Annotated in this window: 20 protein-coding genes and 1 riboswitch; of the genes, 10 read left to right on the forward strand and 10 right to left on the reverse strand. The window is 37.5% G+C overall.

What is annotated here, in order from left to right:
• Positions 1 to 163: 163 nt before the first annotated feature.
• From A3EM_RS0116810 to A3EM_RS0116820, 3 genes are all read right to left on the reverse strand, one after another.
• The gene (locus tag A3EM_RS0116810) at positions 164 to 1810 is read right to left on the reverse strand and encodes a serine hydrolase domain-containing protein (RefSeq protein ID WP_020529397.1); all 1647 of its coding nucleotides are present in this window, start codon (positions 1808 to 1810) and stop codon (positions 164 to 166) included.
• Positions 1811 to 1914: 104 nt separating this feature from the next.
• Positions 1915 to 2514, reverse strand: coding sequence for a GldL-related protein (locus A3EM_RS0116815; RefSeq protein WP_020529398.1), 600 nt, complete (start codon positions 2512 to 2514; stop codon positions 1915 to 1917).
• Complete coding sequence (locus A3EM_RS0116820) at positions 2502 to 2858, reverse strand: PadR family transcriptional regulator (RefSeq protein ID WP_020529399.1); 357 nt, start codon at positions 2856 to 2858, stop codon at positions 2502 to 2504. Before A3EM_RS0116820 ends, A3EM_RS0116815 begins: the two co-directional genes overlap by 13 nt.
• Positions 2859 to 3384: 526 nt before the next feature.
• Between A3EM_RS0116820 and A3EM_RS0116825 the strand changes: the two genes are divergently transcribed.
• Both A3EM_RS0116825 and A3EM_RS0116830 read left to right on the forward strand, forming a co-directional pair.
• Positions 3385 to 5139 carry an alpha/beta hydrolase-fold protein gene (locus A3EM_RS0116825; protein ID WP_020529400.1) on the forward strand — a complete coding sequence of 585 codons (1755 nt, stop codon included), beginning with the start codon at positions 3385 to 3387 and terminating at the stop codon, positions 5137 to 5139.
• 9 nt (positions 5140 to 5148) lie between these two features.
• A complete protein-coding gene (locus A3EM_RS0116830) occupies positions 5149 to 5928 on the forward strand; it encodes an ABC transporter substrate-binding protein (RefSeq protein WP_020529401.1) in 780 nt (259 codons plus the stop codon).
• A 193-nt stretch (positions 5929 to 6121) separates the two neighbouring features.
• Here the strand turns inward: A3EM_RS0116830 and hslV are convergent, their stop codons facing one another.
• Together hslV and A3EM_RS0116845 are read right to left on the reverse strand one after the other, a co-directional pair.
• Entirely contained in the window at positions 6122 to 6661 is a 540-nt protein-coding gene (gene hslV, locus A3EM_RS0116840) for an ATP-dependent protease subunit HslV (RefSeq protein WP_020529403.1), read from the reverse strand.
• A gap of 40 nt (positions 6662 to 6701) precedes the next feature.
• Entirely contained in the window at positions 6702 to 7169 is a 468-nt protein-coding gene (locus A3EM_RS0116845; RefSeq protein ID WP_020529404.1) for a gliding motility lipoprotein GldH, read from the reverse strand.
• 280 nt (positions 7170 to 7449) lie between these two features.
• Here A3EM_RS0116845 and A3EM_RS0116850 point away from each other — a divergent pair, with 280 nt between their 5' ends.
• A complete protein-coding gene (locus A3EM_RS0116850) occupies positions 7450 to 8442 on the forward strand; it encodes a M48 family metallopeptidase (RefSeq protein ID WP_020529405.1) in 993 nt (330 codons plus the stop codon).
• A 65-nt stretch (positions 8443 to 8507) separates the two neighbouring features.
• Here A3EM_RS0116850 and A3EM_RS48335 read toward each other — a convergent pair whose 3' ends face one another.
• Positions 8508 to 11744: a sensor histidine kinase gene (locus A3EM_RS48335; protein WP_052323364.1), complete on the reverse strand. Its 3237-nt coding sequence runs from the start codon at positions 11742 to 11744 to the stop codon at positions 8508 to 8510.
• Positions 11745 to 12229: 485 nt separating this feature from the next.
• On the opposite strand from A3EM_RS48335, the gene A3EM_RS0116865 reads away from it, so the two are divergent.
• From A3EM_RS0116865 to A3EM_RS0116875, 3 genes are read left to right on the forward strand one after another with little or no spacing between them, the layout of a single operon-like run.
• Positions 12230 to 12415, forward strand: a complete 186-nt coding sequence (locus tag A3EM_RS0116865) for a hypothetical protein (RefSeq protein ID WP_020529408.1) — start codon at positions 12230 to 12232, stop codon at positions 12413 to 12415.
• Positions 12412 to 12792: a type II toxin-antitoxin system death-on-curing family toxin gene (locus A3EM_RS0116870; protein WP_020529409.1), complete on the forward strand. Its 381-nt coding sequence runs from the start codon at positions 12412 to 12414 to the stop codon at positions 12790 to 12792. The genes A3EM_RS0116865 and A3EM_RS0116870 overlap by 4 nt, the downstream gene beginning before the upstream one ends.
• Positions 12793 to 12799: 7 nt before the next feature.
• On the forward strand, positions 12800 to 13585 hold the full coding sequence (locus A3EM_RS0116875) for a class I SAM-dependent methyltransferase (RefSeq protein ID WP_020529410.1): 786 nt from the start codon (positions 12800 to 12802) through the stop codon (positions 13583 to 13585).
• Positions 13586 to 13591: 6 nt separating this feature from the next.
• Here the strand turns inward: A3EM_RS0116875 and A3EM_RS0116880 are convergent, their stop codons facing one another.
• The 4 genes from A3EM_RS0116880 to A3EM_RS45905 all read right to left on the reverse strand — a co-directional run bounded on the left by A3EM_RS0116880 (position 13592) and on the right by A3EM_RS45905 (position 19161).
• Complete coding sequence (locus A3EM_RS0116880) at positions 13592 to 14224, reverse strand: response regulator (protein WP_020529411.1); 633 nt, start codon at positions 14222 to 14224, stop codon at positions 13592 to 13594.
• Positions 14225 to 14474: 250 nt separating this feature from the next.
• Positions 14475 to 16376: a tetratricopeptide repeat-containing sensor histidine kinase gene (locus A3EM_RS0116885; RefSeq protein WP_044238655.1), complete on the reverse strand. Its 1902-nt coding sequence runs from the start codon at positions 16374 to 16376 to the stop codon at positions 14475 to 14477.
• A 114-nt stretch (positions 16377 to 16490) separates the two neighbouring features.
• On the reverse strand, positions 16491 to 16907 hold the full coding sequence (locus tag A3EM_RS0116890) for a hypothetical protein (protein WP_020529413.1): 417 nt from the start codon (positions 16905 to 16907) through the stop codon (positions 16491 to 16493).
• Positions 16908 to 16944: 37 nt separating this feature from the next.
• Positions 16945 to 19161, reverse strand: coding sequence for a trypsin-like serine peptidase (locus A3EM_RS45905; RefSeq protein ID WP_020529414.1), 2217 nt, complete (start codon positions 19159 to 19161; stop codon positions 16945 to 16947).
• Between the two features lie 466 nt (positions 19162 to 19627).
• Positions 19628 to 19857: riboswitch (cobalamin riboswitch) on the forward strand.
• Between the two features lie 31 nt (positions 19858 to 19888).
• On the opposite strand from A3EM_RS45905, the gene A3EM_RS0116905 reads away from it, so the two are divergent.
• From A3EM_RS0116905 to A3EM_RS42700, 4 genes are all read left to right on the forward strand, one after another.
• Positions 19889 to 21109 (forward strand): ABC transporter substrate-binding protein, encoded by a 1221-nt coding sequence (locus tag A3EM_RS0116905; RefSeq protein WP_020529416.1) that lies wholly within the window; start codon positions 19889 to 19891, stop codon positions 21107 to 21109.
• 51 nt (positions 21110 to 21160) lie between these two features.
• Entirely contained in the window at positions 21161 to 22222 is a 1062-nt protein-coding gene (locus A3EM_RS0116910) for a FecCD family ABC transporter permease (protein WP_044238822.1), read from the forward strand.
• 211 nt (positions 22223 to 22433) lie between these two features.
• Positions 22434 to 23444 carry an ABC transporter ATP-binding protein gene (locus A3EM_RS42695; protein ID WP_157637930.1) on the forward strand — a complete coding sequence of 337 codons (1011 nt, stop codon included), beginning with the start codon at positions 22434 to 22436 and terminating at the stop codon, positions 23442 to 23444.
• A gap of 96 nt (positions 23445 to 23540) precedes the next feature.
• Positions 23541 to 25985, forward strand: coding sequence for a TonB-dependent receptor (locus A3EM_RS42700; RefSeq protein ID WP_020529419.1), 2445 nt, complete (start codon positions 23541 to 23543; stop codon positions 25983 to 25985).
• Positions 25986 to 26155 lie beyond the last annotated feature (170 nt).

Here is a 26155-nt window from a genome sequence, read left to right on the forward strand (position 1 = left end):
GGACTACATTTTCGCGCTACTGGTTGGACGCAGCATTTAATCCAGTCTTAGCGGGGTCTGTTGCAAACGACCCCGCGTGCCAGAACCCAGATAATGTACCATAACGCAGGGTTCTCTCACGAGAAACCCTGCTAGGACAGAAGGATTCCAGCTAAAACCTTGCTCAGGATTTTTTCACAAACTCAATATCTTTTACCGTGCCTTCAGAAGCCACCAACAGCTTAATGATTTCATTATTTTGATTCCGAACAAATTCATAATTTGTCCTGTATCCATTTCCAAATTCATCTTTAGGACCAGGTACTAATGGAATTCCTTCATTTTTTGGATAGGAAAGCTGTAACTGATTGTCTTCTAAAGAAACCTGATAAGTCACTTCCAGCTCTGCTGAATAAAAACTTCCGCAAAATTCCTTCAGATTAATCTGACCTGGGTCAACCAGTGTTATCCTTTCAAAATAAAATGGAGTAGCCCCAAAATAGACTACTAAATCACAGGACTGATCTTCCGGATTGAATATGTATTTCACACTTTCTGCATCCAGCCTGTGAAGGGTATTTTTATTTTTAGAAACCAGTGAAATATAGCTTCTGCCCAAACTACTTTTGGATTTTAAGGTATCCCCCTGAAGGGAAATATTCATTTTCAGGCTACTATTAATTTCCTGATAATCCCCTTCAAATTTGGCCAATTCCTTTAAGGAGTGTATATATGGTTTTTCTACCTTTTGTGATGCTGCAAAATTCTCCAGAAATAAGTCCAGCACCTGGTAGGATAATGAACCAGGATCAATGGATTGCGAATTAGTTAGTATCACAATTGAAAGTTCCAACTCTGGAACAGACATCAATTGAGATCTGTATCCGGCCGTATAACCTCCATGATGAACGGTTTCCACGTTTTTGTATTCATCCACCATTACTCCCCGGGAATAACTGGACAATTCCCCGGATAGCAACTGATCCTGATGAAGAAGAAATTCCATTAAGTCTTTAGTATCGGGAGTAGGATTAATGAAATAGCTGCTCCAAATCAATAAATCATCCACACTCGACCAAAGACTTCCTGCGCCAAAACAAGTTTCAATTCTATTAATTTGGATAAAGCCAGCCTCTCCCTCTTTTTTATAACCAGTGGCTCTGTTTTTTACAATGGCTGTATTTGTTATTCGGAAATGAGTATTTTTCATACCCAGAGGTTTGAAAAGATGACTTTTTGCATATTCACCAAAGCTTTGATTTGTGATCCTTTCGATGATAATCGTCAAAAGATTATAAGGAGTATTCCCATACAAAACTTTTTCTCCCGGGATATTATTAAGTCCTTTTTGCCTGCAGGTCAATTCAAAAACAGATTGATTACTAAATTTTTGTTGAGTATAATCCACCCCGGCCAGTTCCAGAATGGAGGCATAATTTCTTAACCCACTGGTGTGATTGAGCATATGCCTTATTTTTATGGTATCTCCGTAAAAAGGCAGTTCCGGAAGGTATTTTCTCACATCGTCATCAAGGGAAATTTTGCCACTGTCCAATAAAGTCCAGATGCAGGCAGCCGTAAATTGTTTGGCAATAGAACCCACATCGAGCAGGCTTGAAGTGGCATTTTTTATTCCATAATCCAGATTGGCAGCGCCATACCCTTTTTTAAATATTAAATCGGAACCCTTAATTACGCCAACACTTAATCCGGGCTGATCGATTTGATCAAAAGATTGGAATATTGTTTCTATTTTCCCGGAAGTAGAAGTCTGGGCAAAGAGCGCTTTTTGAGTAAAAAACAAGCAAATAAGCAAGCTGAAGATTTTCATGTGTTATTGTAGAAAGTTTTTTGTGAAGGGAAAATTAAAATGACGATCAGAAATTGATTATTTATCTGAGTGCTTTTGGTGATTGGGGATAATTCCAGAATGGATTAGCTTTCCTTTTGGTAAAGGCTATAGAAAAAATAAGGTACGGCAACTAATGCGCCTCCTATAAATCCTACAATTAAAAAATAGGCTCCACCGGGTAGGTGCTGAAGTTTAAAGAAAGCTCCAATTATAAGAGAGGAAGAAAATAAAGCAGCTAAAGCAAAAGCCAGCTTTTTCTTAATGTTCATTTTTTGCCTTTTATAATTATATACCAAAGAAATGAGGTAGAATCCTATAAAAAATGGCCAGAAAATATTGCCTAATTCGCTGGCACCAGGCCAGTGCATAACATGAAACAGGAAATTTATCAAAAATATGGAAGCAGATAATGCACCTAAGATATACATAGCTTTTCTCATGATAAATAATTTATAGTTGACAAGATGAATGGTTTCATTTTCAATCTCTTTAATATTACTGGTAGAAACTGTTTTGGAAAATTCCATGAAAGCTTCGGGAAAACTCATTCCCTCATCCATTAATTCCTCAATTTCGCAACAAACATGGTCCAGCATTTCACCTTTTAAAGGATCGTACTTTATTTCCTTTTTAATGAGGTGCTGGTTCAGGTATTCAATGTTTTCCAGCGTCAGATTCCCCATAAATTCAGATTCGTTTTGGTAGATGGATTTAAAATAAGCTTCATGGCTTCCACAAAATTGTTGAACTCTTTCAGTTTCTCTTTCACGGTTTCATTTCCTTTCTGAGTAAGCTGGTAATACTTTCTGGCCCGGTTTTCCACCAAAACAGTTTCCGTAACCAGTTCCCCTTCTGCCTCCAGTTTATGGAGAATCGGATAAAGTGCCCCGAATTTGATTTCCAATTGACCATTCGACAATTCCTTTACCTTTTGGGTAATTTCATAGCCGTACATTTTTCCATTTTCCGAGAGCAACTTCAACACAATGGTCTTCATAGTTCCCCTCAATAAATCTTTAGATGGCATATTTTAAATTTACTATATATAAGATTCTATAATATAAATACAACTATAATATAAATATTTAAGAATGTAAAGTCTTTGAGTAAAAAAATTTAGAAATGATGTTGGGTTTTCACACCAAAAAGTAAAAAACTTATTTTTGATTTTAGGACTGAACTTTCACTCAAAACTCCTTTACTACAATATAGGGAAAGCATAACGAATAAGCTTATGTCCCTTTTTCCAATCGATGAAAAAGAGACGAAAAAATCTCACCTTCAAAAAGGTTTTCCGAGAAAGATATGAAGTTACCTGCAACATTTCCTCACTAAGGACAAGCATTAAGGTTAGCTTTGTCTGATACATTATTACCACACTAATTTTGAAGGTATTATACTGTTTTTTTTACGATTTGATAAAATAAAACCTATAATTTTAAGCAAGAGGTTAATTATTTCATACCAAAACCAACTCCCCAAAAAAACTTGCATTTCCCCCAACAAGTCCTTACTTTCCTCCTACCAATTATTTTTCATAACTACACTACAAAATGAAACACAACAACAAATTTTGGGTAAACCTCCTGGCAGGTTTTACCTTCCTCCTTTTATTTTCAACTTGCACTTCTTCTGAAAAGGAAAAGTCTTCTGAAATCAAATTTTCAGTTTCCTTTAATGAAAGCCAAAGTGCTAAACCCCTGGATGGCAGGATTTTGCTTTTACTGGCGAAAAATGATAAAGAAGAACCCCGCTTTCAGATTAATGATGGCTCAAAATCCCAGCTCATTTTTGGAATTGATGTGGATGGACTAAAACCCGGAGAAAAGGCGATAGTCAATGCTGAAGTTTTTGGCTATCCGATAAACAGTATAAAGGATATTCCCGCTGGTGACTATTTAGTTCAGGCAGTTTTCAATAAATACGAAACTTTCAACTTAAGTACTGGTCATTCGGTAAAACTTCCTCCAGATAAGGGTGAAGGGCAAAAGTGGAATATCAAACCGGGAAATTTATACAGTACACCACAAAAAATCAATTTCGATCCGGGGAAAAACCAATCTTTCGAAATTGAGTTAACCAATGAAATTCCACCAATTGAGCCACCCAAAGACACCAAATACATCAAGCATATTCAAATGAAAAGTGAAATGCTTAGCAAGTTTTGGGGGCGGGATATGTACCTGGGTGCACATGTTTTATTACCAGAAGGTTTTGACGAACATCCCGATGCCAGATATCCTTTGGCGATTATGCACGGGCATTTCCCAAGTGACTTTGGAGGTTTCCGATCCACCCCTCCTGACCCTGACCTGAAACCAGAATACAGTGCCCGATTTGGTTTGGAAGGCTATAATAAAATCGTACAACAGGAAGAATATAACTTTTATAAACAGTGGACCGGACCGGATTTTCCAAGGGTAATTGCCATTGAAATCCAGCACCCTACTCCTTATTATGATGATTCTTATGCAGTAAATTCTGCCAGTATGGGTCCTTATGGTGATGCCATCACCTACGAACTTATTCCCTATATTGAAGAAAAATTCAGAGGTTTGGGAGAAGGCTGGGCCAGATTTGTGTATGGTGGCTCAACCGGAGGCTGGGAAGCTCTTGCCGTACAGGTATTTTATCCTGATGAATACAATGGCTGTATTGCCGCCTGCCCGGACCCGATTGATTTCCAGGCCTATACGGTGGTCAATATTTATGAGGACAAAAATGCCTATTACATTGAAAGTGATTTTAAAAAGACAAAAAGACCGGGACATAGAGATTCTCTGGGGCATATTAATAGTACCATTGAAGATGCCAACCATAGGGAACTGGCATTAGCCACAAAGGGAAGGTCGGGTGATCAATGGGATATCTGGCAAGCGGTTTATTCTCCAATGGGTGAAGATGGCTACCCCAAACCCATCTGGGATAAACTGACTGGGGAAATCGATCATGAAGTAGCTGCCTATTGGAAAGAAAACTATGACCTCACTTACATCATGCAGAGAGATTGGGAAACATTAGGTCCAAAACTGAGGGGGAAATTAAATATCTATTGTGGTGATATGGATAATTATTACCTCAATAATGCGGTCTATATCACAGAAAAGTTTTTGGAAAATACCACAAATCCCTACTATGAAGGCGAAGTAGATTATGGAGACCGGGCTGAACATTGCTGGAATGGGGATCATAAAAATCCAAATGCTATTTCCAGATTGCGGTATCATCAGATGTTTATACCTAAGTTTGTGGAAAGAATTAAGAAAACAGCTCCGACTGGTGCTGATTTAAGCAGTTGGAAGTATTGAGAAAAACAAATGATATTTAAAGATCAGTTAAACAGAGAGGTGATGCTAGAGGGTTTTCCCAAAAGAATCATCTCTCTTGTTCCTTCTACCACCGAGACTTTGTTCGATTTAGGACTGGAAAATGAAGTCATAGGCATTACAAAATTTTGCAAGTACCCCAAAGATAAATTGAAAGGTTGTTTGAAAGTTGGGGGGACGAAAACCTTTCATTTTGACAGGGTAGAAAAACTTCAACCAGATTTGATCATTGCCAATAAAGAAGAAAACAGGAAGGAAGACATTGAAGCGCTTGAAAAGCAATTCCCCGTCTGGGTAAGTGATATTTGTAATATTGTCGATAGCCAGGAAATGATTCGCAGCATTGGGGGAATCACGAACAGACAGGAAAGGGCAACTAAAATCATTACGGATATTGACAGTGGTTTTGAGCGTATTACCCAAAAACTACAGCCTAAAAAAGTACTTTATTTTATCTGGCGAAATCCGTATATGGTAGCAGGTAAAGGGACTTTTATTGATTCCATTTTAACCAAAATTGGATTTGAAAACATAGCTCCTGAAAGCCGATATCCAAAACTGGATCAGGAAACAATTGAACAACTCAATAAAAAGGTGGATTTGATTTTACTTTCTTCAGAGCCATTTCCTTTTAAGGAAAAGTATCTTGCTGAATTTCAGGAAATATTCCCAGGCAAGGAAATCAGGTTAGTAGATGGGGAAATGTTTTGCTGGCCAGGCAGCAGATTGAAATATGCGTCTAAATATCTTTTGGAGACTTTTTTCACTTAGGACACATGCTCTTCGGGATTTGAAATCCCGAAGCACTATCGCAGGATTTTTAATCCGGCTTTAGTAAACGGATTCCAAATCCTATGAAAATCATTCGACTTTACAAAAGTCGAATAGCCCCATCTTTATAAAACTAAAAAAGCCAACAGAAATAAATCCTGTTGGCTTTTGTTTATCTAAAATTTCACCTGAATTACTCCAAATTTTCAATTACCAGATTATGGTTGGTATAGATACAAATATCTGCGGCAATATTTAAGCCTTCCCTCACCATTTCCTCTGCTGAAAGCTGTGGAGCATGTTTCTTCAAAGCTGTGGCTGCTGCCTGGGCATACATACTTCCAGAACCAATTGCAGCGATCTGGTTGTCCGGCTCCAATACATCTCCTGTTCCGGAAATAATCAAAACTTCTTCCTTGGTGGCTGCAATCATCATGGCTTCCAGTTTCCTCAAAAACCGGTCGGTTCTCCAGTCCTTGGCTAGTTCTATGGCAGCCCTTTTCATATTTCCACCATAAGAATTCAGTTTATCCTCAAACCTTTCTATAAGGGTGAAAGCATCCGCAGTAGATCCGGCAAAACCAACGGCTATTTTTCCGTTTTGCAGCTTCCTCACCTTTCGCACATTACTTTTTGCTACGGTATTTCCCATAGTGGCCTGTCCATCTGCTCCGATAGCCACTTTGCCATCATGTACAATGGCCAATACTGTTGTTGATCTTATTTTAGTCATATATTTTAATTATTTACCTTCTATTAAATTTCAAGTTACATTAGTTACCAGCAGCAGCTTTATCAATCACCAGCCCTACTTCCATAACTCCACTCACAATTTCGGGTTCCATGGTATGAGAAATTTTAAACTTGTAAGTCCCCTGTTCATCGAATTTCATTCCTTCTTCTACCGGCACTTCAATATCCGTCACATCACCCATGGCCGAGCCTTTTACGTCCCCATTTTGATCTCTAAGGCTTATAATATATTCTTTATCAGTGGATTCACCCGATGGTGTAACCATATTCAGGTTTACAGAAATATCCCCATATTGGATACCGGTATAATGCCTTAATCCTATTTGAACAGTATAGGGTATATCCTCACCAGGGGAATCGAAGGTATAACTCAATGCATTATCTCTTTCCCAATTGAGCTCGGCAATTCCCTCATAATTGTTTACCACTCTGTTTTCATTACAGGAAACCAGAAATAATACTAAAATAGCGAAGGTTAATTTTTTCATAAAATTTTTTGTTTTGCCAATGATAATTTCAATGCTACTTTTATTAAGTTAAGAATAGATTTGATATTAATCTAAAATGGCTATTATTATTTGAAGAATTGTTTAAAAGGTTAAAGCGTGAAAATTTTGATAATATTTCAACTGAATCCATTAATTCCCTTACCATTGGTGTAAATTCTATTCAAGAATTATGTAAATTGTTCTATAATAGACAATATGTCAGTCAATTTTTTGAATGATATTCTCAATTTGATTTAAAAAACCTAAAAAATATAAGCTAATGAAACCTAAAAAACAGGACAAAAAAGTAAGAATTCACTTTGAAGGCATTCATCCCAATTCATGGGAGCACCCTGCCGATAAAGTTGCGCTAAACTCTCTGCAGAAAGTACCTGGTCTGGACATTGCCATCAAAACTTTTTTTGGCAGTACCACCGAAAAATCCCTTAAACTTATTGCCCTGGGCTCTGCAGTAAGGGTATCCAAAAAACAATTCCCCCGATTGCACAAACTGTTTACAGAAGCCTGCGAAACACTGGATATGGAAAGAAGACCTGAACTTTTTGTATCTCAAAATCCATTTTTCAATGCCGGAGCCGTAGGGATGGACGATCCTTTCGTCATATTGAACTCGGGACTGATTGATATTATGGATGATCAGGAGATTCTTGGCGTAATGGGACATGAGTTAGGACATATCAAAAGTGGGCATGTATTGTATAAAACTCTGTTGATTTTGATGATCAGGTTGTCCACTTTTACGCTCAACATTCCACTGAGTGGACTCGCCATTGCCGGAATAATCGCAGCCCTTAAAGAATGGGATAGAAAAAGCGAACTTTCTGCGGACAGAGCAGCTTTATTAACCACTCAGGACCCGGATGTATCTATTCACATGCTCATGAAAATGGCAGGAGGCAAACAACTGGAAGAAATGGATTTGGGGGAATTTATCGCTCAGGCAGAAGAATACAACAATTCCAACTCCATGATGGAATCCGTTTATAAATTCCTGAATACACTTGGATTATCTCATCCCATGCCGGTAATCAGGCTTCTGGAATTAATGAACTGGGTTCGTTCAGGAGCTTATGACAATCTGCTTAGAGGATTTTACAGCAAGGAAGAAGGAGATTTTACCGATGATTTTAAGGAGGCTGCCAATTCCTACAAAACAGATATTAAAAGTACAATTGATCCAATAATTGACAGCACCACCAAAAAAGCCAGAGAAATTTTTGATGGCCTTTTCACCAGTGAGAAGGAGAATTAAGGGATATTAATTTTCAGTTTGGTAAGAAGTAAGGCAGGTGAAAACCTGCCTTTTTTCATTCAGCCTTATCCCTTATTTAATGATTTAGACAACCAGATTTTTACCAAAGTGCCCTCTTTTTTCCCAGGTTTTAATTCTATTCTACCCTGATGTTGTTCTATAATACTGTAACTAATGGACAAGCCTAGTCCGGTTCCCTTGCCTATTTCTTTAGTGGTAAAAAATGGTTCAAATACTTTATCTCTTATTTTCCTGTCAATGCCTTTTCCAGTATCTTCAATACTAAGCATAATTTCTTCTGACAAATTATGCGTAGAAATGACAATTTCTCCTTCCCCATTAATAGAATCAATGGCATTACTAATGATATTCATAAACACCTGATTCAGTTTTCCGGCATAACATTCAATTTTGGGGATTCTGCCATATTGCTTCACCACTTTAATCCTATGTTTCATTTGGCTTGACAACAAGATTAATGTGGAATCAATGCCTTCATGCACATCAAACTTCTTTATTTCAGTCTCATCAATTCTGGAAAATGTCCTCAATTCCTTCACAATGTCTGCTGTTCTTTTTCCTCCAATTTCAATTGCTGAAAGCACCTTTTCAGTAAGTGCCAAGGTATCCTCCAGTTTATATTTTTCTTTTAGCTGACCTATAATTTTTCGTTTTTCTTCAAAATTTTCCTGATCAATAGACTCATATTCTCTCAATACCACATAAAGATGGTTTAAAGATTTTTTTAAGCCTGCAATCCCGGAATTAATATAGTTTACCGGATTATTTATTTCATGGGCAATACCGGCTGTCAACACACCCAAAGAGGCCATTTTTTCGGAGTTTATTAATTTAGTTTGAGTTGATTTCAAATTCTCGAGCGTAGCATAAAGCTCCTCCTTTTGTTTGGTGATTAACCTTGTTCTTTCTTCAATAATTCTTTTTAGCCGTATTTCTTCCTTCTTCATTCTGTAAGAATTTATCCGAATGGAGGCGAGTAATAACAAAAGAAAGGCGACTAAATAACCTATCCAGGCCGTCCAGGTATTATACCAGGCTTTCTGCACACTAAAAGAATACACCAGAGGGTCACTCCAGTACTGTCCACTATTTTGTCGTGCCCTTATTTCCAGTTTAAAGTCTCCACTTGGGAGCCCGGGAACAAGAATAGTATTTTCATTTTGAGGTGCTGACCATTCGGGCTGAACATTGTTCAATCTGTACTGATACTCTACCTTTTCCCCCGGGTAGGTAAGAGAAATAAATTCGGAAGCCAGGATAGCATTGTTCTCAAAAGCAGGGGAATTGAGCATTTTGGCGACTTCATTATTCACTCTCACAGAAAGCATCTTAGGAGTAAGTGTTTTGGGAAAATCCCCTGTTGCTTTTTCCTTATAAACCATTCCCCTTACCGTCCCAATCCACAACCGGTTTTTCCAGTCTATCACCATTGCCCTGGAATTAACTGTTTTTGAAGGAAGACCATTTTTATTTTTTAGAGGCACAAGATTACCCGACTTATAATTTAATAACCCTAATTCAGGATTTACAAACCAGAATTCGTCATCGGATACTACTCCAATCGTGTGGCCTTCCATATTTTCATATCCTTTAAAATTAATATTTGAAAGTGTTTTGGTCTTTTTCTCAAATTTGAAAAGGCCATGATTGGTGGCAAGAAGAATAGCGTTATTATCTTTTTCGGCAAAATCATTGATCCAAATTTCTTCCTCTTTAGGAAAAGGGAAATGAATATTAAGATCATCAAATGACTTCTTTTGTGGATTCCATTTTAAAAAAGAACCTTCATTTCCGATGCCACAAAGATAAACTTCTCCATTTTCAAGGCATTTTACGATATTGACTATACTGGAGATTCCCTCCTTTTCTCCATAATGATAAACACTGTCCTCCGGAGTGATTTTGTAAACACCCTGGTGATTATGTTGGGTTACCCAAACATTTTCCTGGTGATCTACAGCCATGCTCACAATCAATTGATTAGCAGACCCGATTTTGGAAACCTGTATCGTTTTGATTTCCCCCGATTGAAAATTGTAACTCATTACTGCCCCTTCTGAAGTAGCTGCGTAAACCTTTTCAGAGGTATTACATAACCTCACCAAATGTCCGTAATCTGCCCTGATTAAAGATTTTTCCATCCACCTTCCTTCCTCCTGCTTCAGGCTAACCACTTCCTGAGTATTACTGGCATAGATTTCCTCTCTTTCCTCATTCTGATCAATATTAACGATTCCTTTTATTTTGGGAGGAACAAACGGGGAAATAAACATATTTTCCTTTAGCAGGGCTACTCCTTCATTGGTTGCTATCCAAATATCATTTTCTTCATTGATGAAAATATTATTTATGGTAGAATAAGGTAACTCAGTTATTTTTTTCAGTTTAGAGGGATTAATATCATTTACCATATATAATCCATCATTCCAGGTGCCAATAAAAACATTCCCGTTTTTATCTCTTTTCCCCGAAGAAACGTAAGGAAGCGTGAACAGTTTTTTGATTGAGTTTACTTCCTTGTGGTCATTTAGGGAAATTTCCAGTACACCTTCTTCATACCCGGCCCAAAACACATTCTCCCTTTTTTTAAAAAAGAAGGTAATTTCATTTCCGGGCAGCTTTTTATTTAACTGGACAAAATCCTCCTTTTCCCGATCAAAATAGAATAGATAACCAGTGTAGGAAGTTACCCAAAGGGTTTGGTCATCATTTTCAGCAAAGCAAAAACTTCTAACAAAACTTGGTGACTTATAGATATCCGAATATGCATACCGCTTTATTCCTTCCGGCATCAGCCTTACAATATTCTGGTTTTCAGCCACCCAGATACTCCCTTGTGAATCCTCATACAAACCTTTGGGATAACGGACTGTAGAGTCACTCAATACCGGGGCACCAACTGCGATTTTTGGAAAACTAGTAGAATGATTAGAGTTGAAAACCTCTACTATTCCCAAATCATAGTAAGTCAATAGTTTTTCATTGCTCAACTTTAATAAACCTTTGAAATATGGATTTGGGAAGCTATCGGTAAAACTTACAAAAGATTTTCCATCAAATCTGATCAGACCTCCGGAGCTTGCAATCCAGATAAACCCTTCCTTGTCCTGGTTTATATCTTTGATCAGTTCGTAGTGTAAACCTTCCTCAAGACCATAGGTAAAAACACTATATTGTTGAGCAAAAAGAGATACATGGACAATAGACACTATCCCTGTGAAAGAGAATAGTAAAAACCTCAACCCAAAAAAATTCGATAAAAACTTAGTTTTTTTTATCATATCTCATCGCTATCCATTTTCCAGAGTTGGATCGTAATTTCAAATCAGAAAGGTAAAAAAATCTGACTGGAATTATTTGGTATTTTTGCCTTTTGAAAAGTCCAAGAATATAGAAAAAGCTATCTAAAATTCAAAATTAGAATGAAGGTAAAAGCACCACCAGATTCCATGTGGAAATTTTCAAAAAAGAATATTTCAGGTTTACTTAAAAGAAATCCACAATTAAAAAATTCCTTTTCTTTACCCTTATTTCCCCTTTCATCACTTTTTTTATTTTTCCCTTCCCAGCATTAACAATTTTTCTTTTTGTTGGTCGGTAAAAATCCCTATCTTCCCAATTTTTAATTCCCGGCAAAAGAAATTCAAATTTTGAACTATTGGAATTTTTTTGTCGGCAGAATCGATATAAAACTTAATTTTAACTTTCTACTAACTGCTATTGATGATTTAATCGTAATTTTGCAAAAAGGATAAATTTAAAGACCTTGAAAAAAATACAATCTGAAATTCGTCAGCTATTAGGAGAGCTTCCACCTGAGGCCTTGGAAAAAGTATTAACCTACTTAAAGGAACTAAAAAAGGAATATGATCAGCCGGATGATTCTTTTTCTGAAAACCTGAAATTAATTTTTGAAGAAGATAAGGAACTCTTAAAAATGCTGGCCAAATGATGGAACTAAATGATATCATAAAAATCCACCAGTATTTGGTAAAGGAATTTGGTGGGGATAATGGAATAAGGGATAAGGAATTACTTTCTTCCGCTATTTTACGTCCATTCATGACATTTGGTGGGATGGAACTTTATAAAACACCAGAAGAAAGGGCTTCGGCTTATCTGGAAAGTATACTGGTGAATCATCCATTTGTGGATGGGAATAAGAGAACCGGATATACGCTAATGCGCCTCATGTTGCTCAACAGTGGGAAAGATATAAAAGCCACTAAAAAAGAAAAATATGAGATGATTATGAAGGTAGCTTCCGGTGAGTATGATTATGACCATATTTTAAACTGGTTGTTTAGGCATACTAAAAAACGCAAGTGATTTTTTGATGAAATACAATCGGCTTCATCTATTCGAATTTGAGGATTTCTCCTGGTATCCCCATGTGATCCGGGAAGGCCAGACGGATTACCTCAGGTTCATGATGAATCTGTTCAATGTTTTCAGAGCAGTGATTCCGCTGCTTCAGGAAGGTGTTGAAAAATCTGGAAAAGCTAATATCATAGACTTATGCTCAGGGGGAGGAGGCTCGATGATGCTCGTTCGAAAGCACTTTAAATCACACTCGGTTTTGGGTTTTAAAGCCATGCTTACCGACCTCTATCCCAACAAAAAAGCATTCGAATTCATAAAAAAGGAGAGCCAGGGAGATATAGATTATTATCCCAGTTCGGTGGATGCCAGAAATATCCCTGAATCATTTGATGGTTTTCTGACCATGTTTAATGGCTTCCATCATTTCCAACCCGATGAAGCCAAAGGTATATTGGAAAATGTAATGGAAAGGAAATTACCCCTGGGTATTTTCGAACCAATTGATAAATCCATCTGGCAAATGATAGCTAACACCTTTGCACTCACCATCCTGCTTTTCCTGGCTACACCATTTATTCGACCTTTTAAATGGAGCCGCATTATTTTCACTTATTTCATTCCATTAATTCCCATTTGCACTTTATGGGATGGCTGGGCTTCTGTCATCAGGCTTTACAGTCCAAAAAATATGGAAAAGATGCTTTCTGAATTAGACACCAACGGCTATGAATGGAAAGCAGGAAAGGCTTCCCATCCTTTTGGCAAAGTGATTTATCTGGTGGGCTGGCCCACGCTTTAATTATCATTAAAATCCGTGTTCTACCCCATATTTTACCAATCCCAAAGTGTTTCTTACTCCGGTTTTATGGATTAAATTTTTCCGGTGAGTTTCTACTGTACTTTGTGCAATAAACAACTTATCGGCAATTTCTCTTGCAGTGTATTCCTTTAAAATAAGTGATAAAACTTCCTTTTCTCTGGAAGTTAAAATCACCTCTTCTTTTATTTTGGGAGTGGGAATTTCACCATTGCCATTGGTTAGTCCATCAATAACTTCATCACAATAATAAGCTCTTCCTGCACTCACTTCATGCACAGCCTTTATCAGGATTTCCTTTTTAATATTTTTGATTAAATATCCTTTAGCCCCTGCATCTGTCACTAAATCCAGATGTTTTTTATCATTGTGCATGGTGAGCATGATGATCTCTGTATGCGGATATTTTTCTTTTACAAGTTTTGTAGCTGCAATACCATCCATTCCCGGCATGCTTATATCCATTAATATAACATCAGGTTGGTCAAATGAAATTTTTGCTAATAGGCTTTTACCATCATTAGCAGCCCCTATTACCTTAAATGACTCCTCTGTTTCTAATAATTTAATTAAACTTTCTACAAAAATTTGATGATCGTCAGCTATAAAAATTTTGATCATAATTGATTAATGATTTTGGTGAACCATAACATGAGTGGCAGCTTTGGGAAGTAATTTAAAATATTTCATTGGTTATCCAAAATAGGGAAATCCCAATTTTTAAATTATTTCACCTGGCAAATTTGTTAGTAATTATGACCTGGTATGTAATGATATTTGATGAATTAGAATAAAAAATAAGTACATTTACTTATTCACAACAAGTTCCAACAAATAAAAATATAATCCAAATAAAAAGGTAAATTTCAATTTATCCTATACAGGCTGAGGCCGGAAGGTCAATAATTACCGTTGTTCCTCTTCCTTTTGCAGAATCGATGTCAAGTGTTCCATTGAGACTAGTTACCCTTCTCTGAATATTATGCAATCCTAATCCTCCTTTTTTCTGTGCCTTTTCCACATCAAAGCCTAATCCATTATCTTCTACCATAATATTAAGCGAACCGTCAGGATATTGATTAATCTGAATGGTAACTTTGGTGGCTTTGGCATATTTGAGGATATTATTTACCAATTCCTGAATGGTTTTATACAAACTGATTTCTATTTTGGTACTCAGCCTGTTATCAAAGCCATAGGTTAGGAAATCGAATTCTATTCCTCTGGCCTCCCGGATAGTATCACGTAAATCCTCCAGCGCAGATTTCAACCCATATTTAGTTAATGAACCGGAAACCAGATTGTGGGAAACTGCCCTTACCTCCTCATAAGCTTCATCCAGTAACCTGTTGGTTTTCACATACTGATTCCGATTTTCGACCTGGATGTCCAGTATCTTATCCTCTAGTGCCTGGAAGTTTAATTTCACAGTTGCCAGTAATCCTCCCAGCCGGTCATGCAAATCTTCTGCTATTCGCTGTCTTTCTACCTGCTGCCCTTCCATCATGGCATCTTTGGATTTTATTTCCTGATCCTGTAATAATACATTAACGGTTTGTAAACTTAATTCCATTCTCTGGTGGTAATATCGAAATCCGAAAAATGCTCCTACAATTACCACAATTAGAATAATGATCATGCTGTTTAATTTTAATGCTTGCAAACTTGCTTGAGCTCCTAATAACTGAAGCTGCTGGTCTTTTTTGTCGACTTCATACTGAATTTTAAGATTGGCTATAGTTCGGTTTTTATCTTCGTTGATAAGTTCATTTCTCAGGCTGGTAAAAGCCCTTTGGTAAAATAAAGCAGAGTCCAAAATACCCATTGCTTCATGGGTTTTTGCAAGATTTTCGAATAAATCTGCTTTCTTTTCTTTTAATGGATATTTTTCTGCAATTGCCTTTGCCCGATAAAAAAACAGAAAGGCTTGCTTGTATTCTCCTTTTAATCGGGAAACTTCACCCAAATTGTTCAGAGGGCTAAAACCCTCCTCTTCATTGTTCGGATAATTATAAGAAACAAGGCTTTTTTCCAGGGATATTTTTGCCTGGTCGAACTTTCCCTGTTCCAATAAAACAAGACCAATGTTATTCTGAACCATTCCCAACATTTCTTTGTGCTCCAATGTCGTGAAAAATTCCTTACTCTCATTAAAATAATAAAGGGCACTGTCATATTTTTCTAAACTTATAAAAGTAATCCCCATGTTGTTAAGGGCTTTTGCCATCCCCAAAGTATCTTTAACTTCTTCCTTTATTTTACAGGCCTCCCTATAATTTTCTATGGCAGAATTGTATTCTTCCAAGGCTGTATTTAAACCACCCAGATTATTCAAAACCTTTGACTTTGTACTTAATAAATTGTGTTCATCACACAAAGTCATGGCCTTGTAAAAAGAAGATAAAGACTTTTCATAATTATTGTAATTTTTATACAATACCCCAAGCCTATTTAAGGAAGAAGCCTGTTTATTCCAATTGTGAAGCTGTGCATACAGCTCTTCTTCTAATTCATAATTCCTGACGGCATTTTCAAAATCTTTTTTACTTTCAAAAAGGGCACCCAAAATTCCACAACCATTCGCCTGTCCGAACAAATCCCCTTTTTCTATAGCAAGGTGTTTTCCGGAAGTAGCCAGAGAAATTGCACTATCCGGAAAATCATTTCTTATACTCCAGGCTTTGGAGTATAAGTCACCAATTCCGGGTTCTTCAACTTTTCCTAATACCAGAGATGGCAGAAAAAGAAAAAACAGGAAACTCCGAATTTTCATATGGAAATTAAAGCCTTTCAATTTTCAATAATTACAGAAGTAAAATTTTATTTGGTGGACAATTTTAGTTTACCAAAATGTTTCACTTATTCTTGCCCACCAATTACCTTTTTATCAAGAACCTTCAAAAGGAGGATCAGTATCATCTGCTCCATCTGCAGTTCCTCCTTTAGTGATGTCTCCCTCAGCATAAGCCATTGTAGCTACTCCAAGTAAAACTTCTTCATTGGGGGAATTTGTAAATGAGGCAAAATCTTTTTCTTTTCCGTTGATTTCTACTCTTACTTTAAAATCACTGTCTTCTCCCAAAGCACCTGGAAGTTCAAGAAAAACCGCTCTTACCTTTAAGTTGGAATTCCGCTGGCCTGGTGCTTTAAATACGGGAATTCTATAGATATCCAATTCGCTATCCTCATCTCTGGTGCCGGTTGCTTCTCCCATATCAAAGCCATTGGGAATCTTTACAACTACATTCAGTTTGAATCTTGTATTCGACAATTTAGCTAAAAAAACGTGGGGTTTGAAATTCATTTTTGATTTTAATTTTTTGGTTAAAATTTATTTTGCACTACTTATTTTTCATTTCAATTTTTTCCGGAGCAGAGTCTACTCTTTCGCCACAATCTTCAGATACTTTTTTTCCATCGCCTTTTTTTCTGTCATGATTATTTTCCTCATCCTCAGGCTGGTTTTCCCAAAATTTCTTATAGGCTTCAATATCTTTTAAATGATCAATTTTCTGGCATTTTTCCCCACTTACCCCAGTATTTGGAAGCGGATTGGAAATCATGTAATTGCCTAATTGAATGTAATCCACTGATCCTCTTACCAAAATTCCCACTACCTGATTGGTAGTTTCGTCAAAAACAGGAGAGCCTGAATTACCGCCATAAGCATCCAGGTTAGCCCGGAAATAAGTAGACTCATCTTTCAAAACTTCTGCATTTGGAGCATATTTAATGGGTAAGCCAGTGGGATGACCCAGTATGTAGAGGTTATTTCCTTCATTAAAATCACCAAATCTAAGGGGATGAATATCTTTCACCGCTTTTTCCAGTTTCACAACTGCCCAGTCTTTTTTGCTGGTAAATTTTAAATCTTCAATGTCTTCGCCTTTAAACACCTGGTTTTCATGAATTAAAGTTGCAGCCAAGAACTCATCCTTCATTTTAAATCCAGCTACAAAAAAATAATCTTCCAGATCCACTCTGGGCTCCCACATTTTGGGTTTTAAGACATGGCCGGCTGTTATAATGGTATTTGGAGCAATAAGAAAACCAGTGCTACAAGGAACTCGCTGTTGATCTCTAAAAGGTTCTGTAGGTGCTAAAGGAAATTTATACTGGTATTCAATTTTTCTGTTTAAGGTAGTGGTTCTAATTTGATAAAATTCAGATTCCTCTTTCCTTTCCAAATAGTTCTTATGAACAATGATTACCACTGCTTTTGAATTTTCTATCACTTTTTTCTCTCCTTCAGAAGCTTCCCCGGCTTCCAGTTTTCTTTCCAGATAGAAAATATCTTTTCGATCATCAGCCCCATAAATACCCTGAGGAGTAATCACCCGGTCTGGCAGTTCCACAAAATTTTTGGCTATATCTCTTCCCAGCAATTCATCGATACTAAAGCTTTTTTCGGGTTCGGCAAAATTGAATCTGTTTGCTCCGGGAAGGGTAATATTTAATCGTGCTCTTCTTTTTAGCTCATTGGCTATGGTAGCTTTTTCCAGATCCTCTGGTAAAATAAGTCGTACATGCAGCGCTTTTAAAACATCATCCATATGGCAGGCAAAAGCATACTCTACTTTTTTATTACCATCTTCATCACCACCTAAATGCAAACCCAATGCTGTTTTTGTAATCCGAAAAGAAGCTGGATCCGTTGGATCAACTTTATCCTTTAAGGGTTCTACCAAAAGCCAGACAGCACCTGAATCCCCCGACATACTGATTTCTTCACCTGAATCATCCAGTGGATCTATTTCAAAACCAGTTACAATTTTTTCTCCGATATTTTTACCGTAATTAATTTTGGAAACCACCTCAGTTCTGGAAACTTGCCCAAAGGTCATTTTACTGCTAAAGCCCACTTTCACCACCAAATCTCCAAGTGCTGCCCTTTTGGTTTTAGTAGGGAAAATATTCAGCCCGGGTATTTCCCTCAAAAATTGCTTATTCTTAATTTTGGCTACAGCACAATCTCCGAAAGGTCCTATATAACTTTGGAAAAGATCACCAAGGAAATTTTCCGCTTTCCGATTCGCTTTTTCAGCAATAAAAGAAGCCCCCTCCTTTACCATAAAGGTGGGAATGGTTTTCTTTTTTGAAAGGGTTCTATCCAGAACATGCCAGCAACTGAGTGCAAGAGGAGTTTTAGACACAGCATCGAATACAATAGCTCCAATAGTTCCCAGCTCTCCGTTTTTACCTATTATTCCTGTACCTGGAAAAATGGCATTATGCTCTTTGTCTTTATTGTCTAATTTGGTTTTTAGCTTTTTCTTCTTTTGAGGCTCGGTGGGTTTTAACTCCCTTACACCAGTTGCCATGGCAGCATTCCCAACTTTTAATTGAGCAGGAATTTTTATAGAGAGGGCCTTTTTATCTTTAGTTTTAAATTCTTTAAAATCACCAATATTTTTCGCTTTTTCCTCCTTTTTATCCACTGTGAAAATCAGACATTCTTCACCATTTTCTTTCCCAATTCCAACTGAAGAAATGTTTTGATACTCGAGAAATTTACCTGCACACTTTTGAAGCGTTTGCCTGATTTTTTTACGATTCATCTTTTTGGTAGTTAAATGTTTTTTGGAGAGTGTTAATCAAAAAATATTTGGTTTAAAGAAAAATAACTACTCTTAGGGTCAATTCTTTGAAAAGAACTTGCATTGCTACCACACTGGAACTTGTTATAAGTTTTGTTTTTCCCATAATCCCCGACCCGCCCGAGAATCTTCATCTACAGTGGAAAAAGGGAAAGTTTAAACAAAATCTTATATCCAAACCATGAAGTAAATGTCGTTCTTACATCTTTTTATTTCATCCCAAAATATGGGGATATTTCAACTTTATAAAAAAGAATAGTACAAATCACTGCCCGAAAGTTAGAATAAGATACTATCTAAGTCAAGGTTTTCAAAATAAAAAAACTACTATCAACACCTGGAAATGACAAAAATCATTGGAATTGTTTTTTTTCAGTCTCTTTCTAAAAAAGATTTTTTTTAGTTTGCTCCCCCCAATTTTATACCTACATTTGCATCGTATTGTGGTTGCTTTTCCAGCATGACTACCCGGAAAAGCTATAACAAGGGAAACCGGTGAAAATCCGGTGCAGTCCCCGCTGCTGTAACTCTGTTTGGTGAGATGTTATCACCAAAAAAAATTTCAGGCATTGCCCTGGTCACTGTTCAGAAAACCGAACGGGAAGACAGTCCTGAAATCAGAGAAGCCAGAAGACCTACCATTGTACGCTAATTTAATCATGCTTTCGGGAGAAAAGCATAATTGTTTATGAAAGAGATCTATAAAATTGTTATCAGGCTTAGGCCGGTTCACACCCATTTAAATGGATGTGTTGGAAGAGTATTCATTTTACTTTTAATTTTCTCATTTTCCAGTTGCAAAAATACTTCGGAAAATATTAACGGAAATGCAGTAAATAATACCACTGAAGATTTATATACCCAAAAAACAGAAATTAAAGAAGCGATTGGCTTTGGAGTTACTTACCATGGCAATTACAAACTTTTACACATATTTCAACACTATGAAGAAGAAAGTGATACGATCACTTATTTACTAAAACCAAAAGATTTACCCGTTCCTTCAGGAAAGGAAAACCTTCCTGTAATCAATACACCAATAAAAAAGCTTATTGCACTATCATCTAGTCATTTTGGCCTAATTGCTCAGTTTGACGCTTATCATACACTGGCAGCCATCTCTACTAAAGATTACGCCTGGGATGAAAAAATTCTTGCCGGAGTAGCTAGTGGGGAGATTCTGGAGGTAGGAGAAGGCGGAAGTTTGAATGTGGAAAAAGTGGTGGAACTCAACCCGGATGTGGTGATGGTAATTGGTTTTCCGGGATCGAAAAACAAGACTTACCAAACCCTTTCCGAATTTGGAATTCCGGTTTTGCTCAATGCCGAATGGCAGGAGCCTACACTTACCGCCAGAGCAGAATGGCTGAAAATTATGGCTGTTTTACTGGATCAGGAAGAAAAAGGCGAGAAGGATTTTGACCATATTGTAAAATCTTACCAGGAAATGGTAGAGCTGGCTAAAAATACTTCTGAAAAACTGACCACAATCAGCGGCCTTCCATTTAAAGGGACATGGCATGTGCCGGGCGGAAACAGCTATGTTGCCAAAGCCCTAAATGAAGCAGGAGCAAACTATTTCTGGAAAGAGGATACTTCCACCGGGGGAATCCCTATGGATTTTGAAATGGTTTACAACAAAGGATTAGAAGCAGATATCTGGATAAATCCCGGGGTATCCAGATCCAAGGAGGATTTACTGGCAAAAGACAGCCGGTTTGCCGATCTCAAACCATTCAAAACAGGACAGATTTACAATAATAATAAAAGACAAAAGGGGGCTATGGGAAATGATTATTATGCTTCCGGAATTGTAAAGCCTCATATTATCCTGGCGGATTTAATCAAGATATTTCAACCAGAACTACTACCTGACCACGAACTTTTTTATTTTAAAAAATTTGATTAAAATCAATTGACACAAAAGCCCTTTCATATTGATGAAATAAGCCGCCAAAAAATGGAAAAAAGAAATTGGCCTTCACTTGTTCCCCGCTTTTCCCTGCTAGGGGGAATAGGTCTGGCAGTCCTTTTCTTTTTTGTTATCGATTTGGTATTAGGTTCCGTAAGGATTCCCTTTTCGGAAGTCATCAATATTTTACTGGGAACAGGCTCAGAAAACAAGGCCTGGGAAAGCATTGTATTAAAAATCAGGCTACCAAAAGCCATTACCGCAATTTTGGCTGGAGCTGCCCTTTCTGTGGGAGGTCTGCAAATGCAAACACTATTTAGAAATCCATTGGCAGGACCTTCGGTTTTGGGGATTACTTCAGGAGCAAGTCTTGGGGTTGCCGCTGTAATGCTAACCTCAGGTAATGCAGCTACCTTGTATGCCATTAAGGAAATGGGAATTACGGGTAGCTGGCTAATTGTTGGGGCTTCAATTTTGGGTTCAGCAACTATTTTGCTGTTGATTTTGGGGATCTCCTTCAAGGTGAAAGATAATGTGGTATTGTTGATTGTCGGGCTAATGCTGGCCAATATTACCATTTCAATAGTGAGTATCTGGCAATATTTCAGTAATCCAGACCTGATCAGGGACTATATCATGTGGACTTTTGGCAGCCTGGGTGGGGTGACCAGTAACCAGGCTTTGGTATTAGCCATTGTGGTTCTCATTGGGTTGATCATGGCTTTTTTAGTTTCCAAACCACTAAATGCCTTATTGCTTGGGGAAAATTATGCCAGCTCTATGGGAATGAATGTCAATTTTACAAGAATTTTCATTATTGCCGGAACGAGTATTCTTGCCGGAGCAGTAACCGGGTTTTGTGGTCCGATCGGATTTGTGGGAATTGCAGTACCCCATTTGGCAAGGGCTATTTTAAATACATCAGATCATAAATTTTTAATTCCCTGTACCTGCCTTGCCGGAGCGGTGGTCTTACTGATTTGTGACATTATTGCCCAAATGCCAGGAAGTAATATGACATTGCCCATTAATGCCATAACAGCCCTAATTGGCTCTCCGGTTGTGATTTGGGTGATTTTGAAGAGTAGGAATTTAAGAAATAGTTTTTAAACACCAGTGTTTTTATTATTGAACATTTTAAGGCTTTCTTTCAAACATTAGTGGCAAAAAACAAGCTAAAGCTGGTTGAAGTTGAAAACTTCAACCTAATATTTAGACAATAGGGAAAAAGCCAGGTTTTGTAAACCGGGATAAACGATAAAGCATCAATTATCAACCAATAGCGAGTGACTTGAGTCACTCGCTATTAAGAAAAACAAATTTGACAAAATATCAGGACATATTGACCACTTCTGACCTTGCCATTGGCTATAAGGGAAAAGAACTTAAGGAAGTTTCCAAAAACCTTAATTTTAGCCTGAAAGCCGGGGAGTTAGTATGTTTGCTCGGACCAAATGGTGTGGGAAAATCTACACTGATGCGCACCATGGCTGGCGTTCAAAAACCATTGAAAGGCCTGGTTGAAATTGAAGGGAAATCCCTGAATCAGTATAAATCCAGAGATTTGGCAAAAGTACTTAGCATTGTACTGACAGAAAGAATTACCAATACCAATTTTTCGGTTTATGCGCTTGTGGCCATGGGCAGGTACCCGCATACCGGCTGGATGGGTGGCCTGACTACAACTGATGAACAAAAAGTTCAGTGGGCACTTTATTCCACCGGAATGGAAGATTTTGCCAACCGAAAAGTGCACGAACTAAGTGATGGGGAAAGGCAAAAAGTAATGATTGCCAGAGCTTTGGCACAGGACACTCCGATCATCTTGTTGGACGAACCTACTGCCCACCTGGATTTGCCCAACAGGGTGGAAATCGTGAGATTGCTCAGAAAACTTGCCAAAACTACAGGAAAAGCGATATTACTTTCTACCCATGAACTGGACCTTGCCCTTCAGGGAGCAGATAAAATTATGCTGATGCATCCTTGTTTCGATCTCACTTGTGGGGTGCCAGAAGATTTAGTGCTCAGTGGAGTGTTTGAGGATACTTTTAAAAGAGATGGGTTTGATTTCGATAAAATTACTGGTCGGTTTCTGATTCATCAGCCTGGAGAAAAGAAAATAACCTTAAAAGGCAATCCACTCTACGAACACTGGACCCGACAGGCATTGGAGAGGGAAAATTACAGTATAGTCGAAAAAGAAGGAGATTATCCCAATATTGAAATTTTTGACACAAAAAACAGAGCAATATGGCAGTATACAGCAAAAGAAAAAACACATGAATTCCATTCTATTGGGAAACTGATGGAATTCCTCAGAAAACACTGATTATCAATAACAAATTTTTAAACACCTAATTAAAGACAAACAAAACGGGATGGGTTCTCTGTCCCGAATTCATTACTTATACTTAACAGAATAAAAATGAAAATCTATTTTTTACAACTCAGCAAACCAGCATCATTTATTTTATTGTTGCTTTTTTCTCTTATCGGTTCAAACGGTTTTACACAAGGGAAACTAGTAAGCGGCCAGGTTACTTCCGACCAGGACAATATGCCGATAGTGGGGGTGAATGTGCTGATAAAAGGAACAAAAACAGGGACTACCACCGACCTGGATGGAAAATTTAACATCGAACTTCCAGAAAATAACAATGTACTACAGTTTAGTTTTGTAGGATTTAAAACCCATGAACTTACAGCAGAGCCCGGGGGAAATTATACCGTGAGTCTGAAATTAGTGGAGCAATACCTGCAGGGTGTGGTAGTCACTGCCAACAGGTCTGAAAGAGACATGAAAGATGTTCCACAGAAAATTGAAATCATTTCAGCTCAAACCATAGATAAAACTATTGCCACTGATATGACGGATCTGCTCAAAAAAACAGCAGGAATAGATGTGGTACAGTACCCCGGAATGTTATCAGGAATTGGTATAAGAGGTTTCAGGCCACAAATTAGTGGATTGAATCAAAAAACCTTGCTTTTGATTGACGGCAGGCCTGCAGCAGCTACTAATTTATCACTTTTGGACATGAACAATGTGGAAAGAGTGGAAGTACTAAAAGGCCCTGCATCAGCAGTTTATGGTGCGCAGGCAATGGGTGGTGTGGTAAATATCATTACTAAAAAGTCGGATGGGAAAATTGGTGGAGGAGCTTTTGCCGGTTATGGTAGTTTCAACACCCTGAATGCAGGCGGATTTGTAGGTGGAAATATCACGAAAAACCTGGACTTTGATGCCAGTCTAAATTATTGGAATCAACAGGATGATTTTAAACTTGGTGATGATAACCTGTTCAGAGATGCTTTTGGCTGGGATAAAGCCACTCAAAATTTCACTGGAAATGATTCAACCGCTACTGTTGACGATACCAGAGGAGATGGTATTACCAGGGAAAAAACAAGCTTCAGTAAAATTTCCGGAGCTTTAAGACTGGGTTATCAACTCAACGAAAATTGGAGGGTAGATATTAAAGGAGATATGCTGACTGCCAATGATGTAAATGGTCCGGGGGATATTGCCAGTGGAAACAATGCTCCAACACTGAAAGATGTGGGTAGAAAATCATTCGATGGCAAGGTAAGTGGTAGAATAAATGATTACAATACAGTGAGTTTTACAGGTTATTACGGAAAAGAGGATAATACGAATTATACCATTTACAATACGGATTGGACTACAGGGGAAGTAACCTTTATTGATCCTTACAAATCCAATGAAAGTGAAATTACCTGGAATGGATTTCAGGCAAAAAATGAAACCAATTTAGGTAATCATTCCATTGTAGTAGGATACGATTACAATAAATCAGAATACATCAGCAGGAATTATAACCAGGATGGTTCTGAATCAGCGCCATGGTCACCAAATTATGGTTTAGAGACTTCAGGAGTTTACGTTCAGTTACAATTAAACTTTCTTGAAAACAAATTGAACGCAGTTTTAGGAGGAAGATTTGAGTCTATAAGATATGATATTTACGCAACAGATTTAATTGAAAACAGGAGTAGAAAAGAAGTGAATAATATTTTCAACCCAAGTGTTGGCTTAAACTATAAAATCACTTCGAAAATAATAGCCAAAGCCAATTATGGACAAGGTTTCACTCCGGCTTCTGTATTCCATGTGGCAGGATATTCTGAAGCTCCGGATTGGTCTAAACCGGGCTGGGTCAATATCACTAAGGGAAATCCTGCATTGGAAAGTATGAAAAGCAATACTATTGATTTGGGCATAGGTTTTTACGATGCTGAAAACTCCGGGTTTAGTGGAGATGTTTCCTACTTCAACACCAAATTCAAAAACAATGCGATTGCTGTTTATTCCCAACCCTCCGATTTGGAATTAACTGCTTCAGGTGATACCATTGGTTCTATTACTTCCTATGTTAATGCAGAAGAAAGTAACATTCAGGGAATTGAATTGAATCTGGCCTATGATTTTGGAGCAAAAAGTGGCGGAAATTATTCCCTCAGAATATTTGCCAATCAGGTCTTTATTTTGGAATCGAAGGAAATTGCCGATTTATACGGAGTGGGGGAAATGGAAGTGAATATGCATAATGTAGCCAAAGCTACTTCCAACTTCGGAATTGAATATGACAACCTTAAAAAATTCTCTATTGGTTTAACTGGCCGATATGTGGGGAACAGATTCGATAGAGACTGGAGTTCTTACAGCGAGTTCATAGAAATGGAATACCCACCATTCTTGGTAATGGACTTCAGGGCACGATATAAAATAACCCCAAAACATATGGTTGATCTGTTGGTGAACAATATTACAGATGAAAATTATTACGAAAAAAGAGGTTTCAACCTGATGGGCAGAAACTTTTTGGTGAAATATAATTTTAGGTTTTAACTAATTGGGAATGGGAAACCTTAAAATAACCATTCCCAGTGTTTTCAGACAAATTACCATAAAAGCTACTTCATGATTGAGGTGGCTTTTTTTGTTGTGTAAAAAATCAATCCAACATTTCTCCATCAAAATTATTTTCCTTTAATCTCCCTAAAATGTCTTAATTTTAA

This window comes from Flexithrix dorotheae DSM 6795 (assembly GCF_000379765.1).
In the GTDB taxonomy this organism is placed as follows: domain Bacteria; phylum Bacteroidota; class Bacteroidia; order Cytophagales; family Flammeovirgaceae; genus Flexithrix; species Flexithrix dorotheae.

Bases quoted from the DNA above. Each gene is read 5' to 3' on its own strand.
- A3EM_RS0116810 (WP_020529397.1), bottom strand. From the start codon at position 1,810: ATGAAAATCTTCAGCTTGCTTATTTGCTTGTTTTTTACTCAAAAAGCG.
- A3EM_RS0116815 (WP_020529398.1), bottom strand. From the start codon at position 2,514: ATGGGGAATCTGACGCTGGAAAACATTGAATACCTGAACCAGCACCTC.
- A3EM_RS0116820 (WP_020529399.1), bottom strand. From the start codon at position 2,858: ATGCCATCTAAAGATTTATTGAGGGGAACTATGAAGACCATTGTGTTG.
- A3EM_RS0116825 (WP_020529400.1), top strand. From the start codon at position 3,385: ATGAAACACAACAACAAATTTTGGGTAAACCTCCTGGCAGGTTTTACC.
- A3EM_RS0116830 (WP_020529401.1), top strand. From the start codon at position 5,149: ATGATATTTAAAGATCAGTTAAACAGAGAGGTGATGCTAGAGGGTTTT.
- hslV (WP_020529403.1), bottom strand. From the start codon at position 6,661: ATGACTAAAATAAGATCAACAACAGTATTGGCCATTGTACATGATGGC.
- A3EM_RS0116845 (WP_020529404.1), bottom strand. From the start codon at position 7,169: ATGAAAAAATTAACCTTCGCTATTTTAGTATTATTTCTGGTTTCCTGT.
- A3EM_RS0116850 (WP_020529405.1), top strand. From the start codon at position 7,450: ATGAAACCTAAAAAACAGGACAAAAAAGTAAGAATTCACTTTGAAGGC.
- A3EM_RS48335 (WP_052323364.1), bottom strand. From the start codon at position 11,744: ATGATAAAAAAAACTAAGTTTTTATCGAATTTTTTTGGGTTGAGGTTT.
- A3EM_RS0116870 (WP_020529409.1), top strand. From the start codon at position 12,412: ATGATGGAACTAAATGATATCATAAAAATCCACCAGTATTTGGTAAAG.
- A3EM_RS0116875 (WP_020529410.1), top strand. From the start codon at position 12,800: ATGAAATACAATCGGCTTCATCTATTCGAATTTGAGGATTTCTCCTGG.
- A3EM_RS0116880 (WP_020529411.1), bottom strand. From the start codon at position 14,224: ATGATCAAAATTTTTATAGCTGACGATCATCAAATTTTTGTAGAAAGT.
- A3EM_RS0116885 (WP_044238655.1), bottom strand. From the start codon at position 16,376: ATGAAAATTCGGAGTTTCCTGTTTTTTCTTTTTCTGCCATCTCTGGTA.
- A3EM_RS0116890 (WP_020529413.1), bottom strand. From the start codon at position 16,907: ATGAATTTCAAACCCCACGTTTTTTTAGCTAAATTGTCGAATACAAGA.
- A3EM_RS45905 (WP_020529414.1), bottom strand. From the start codon at position 19,161: ATGAATCGTAAAAAAATCAGGCAAACGCTTCAAAAGTGTGCAGGTAAA.
- A3EM_RS0116905 (WP_020529416.1), top strand. From the start codon at position 19,889: ATGAAAGAGATCTATAAAATTGTTATCAGGCTTAGGCCGGTTCACACC.
- A3EM_RS0116910 (WP_044238822.1), top strand. From the start codon at position 21,161: ATGGAAAAAAGAAATTGGCCTTCACTTGTTCCCCGCTTTTCCCTGCTA.
- A3EM_RS42700 (WP_020529419.1), top strand. From the start codon at position 23,541: ATGAAAATCTATTTTTTACAACTCAGCAAACCAGCATCATTTATTTTA.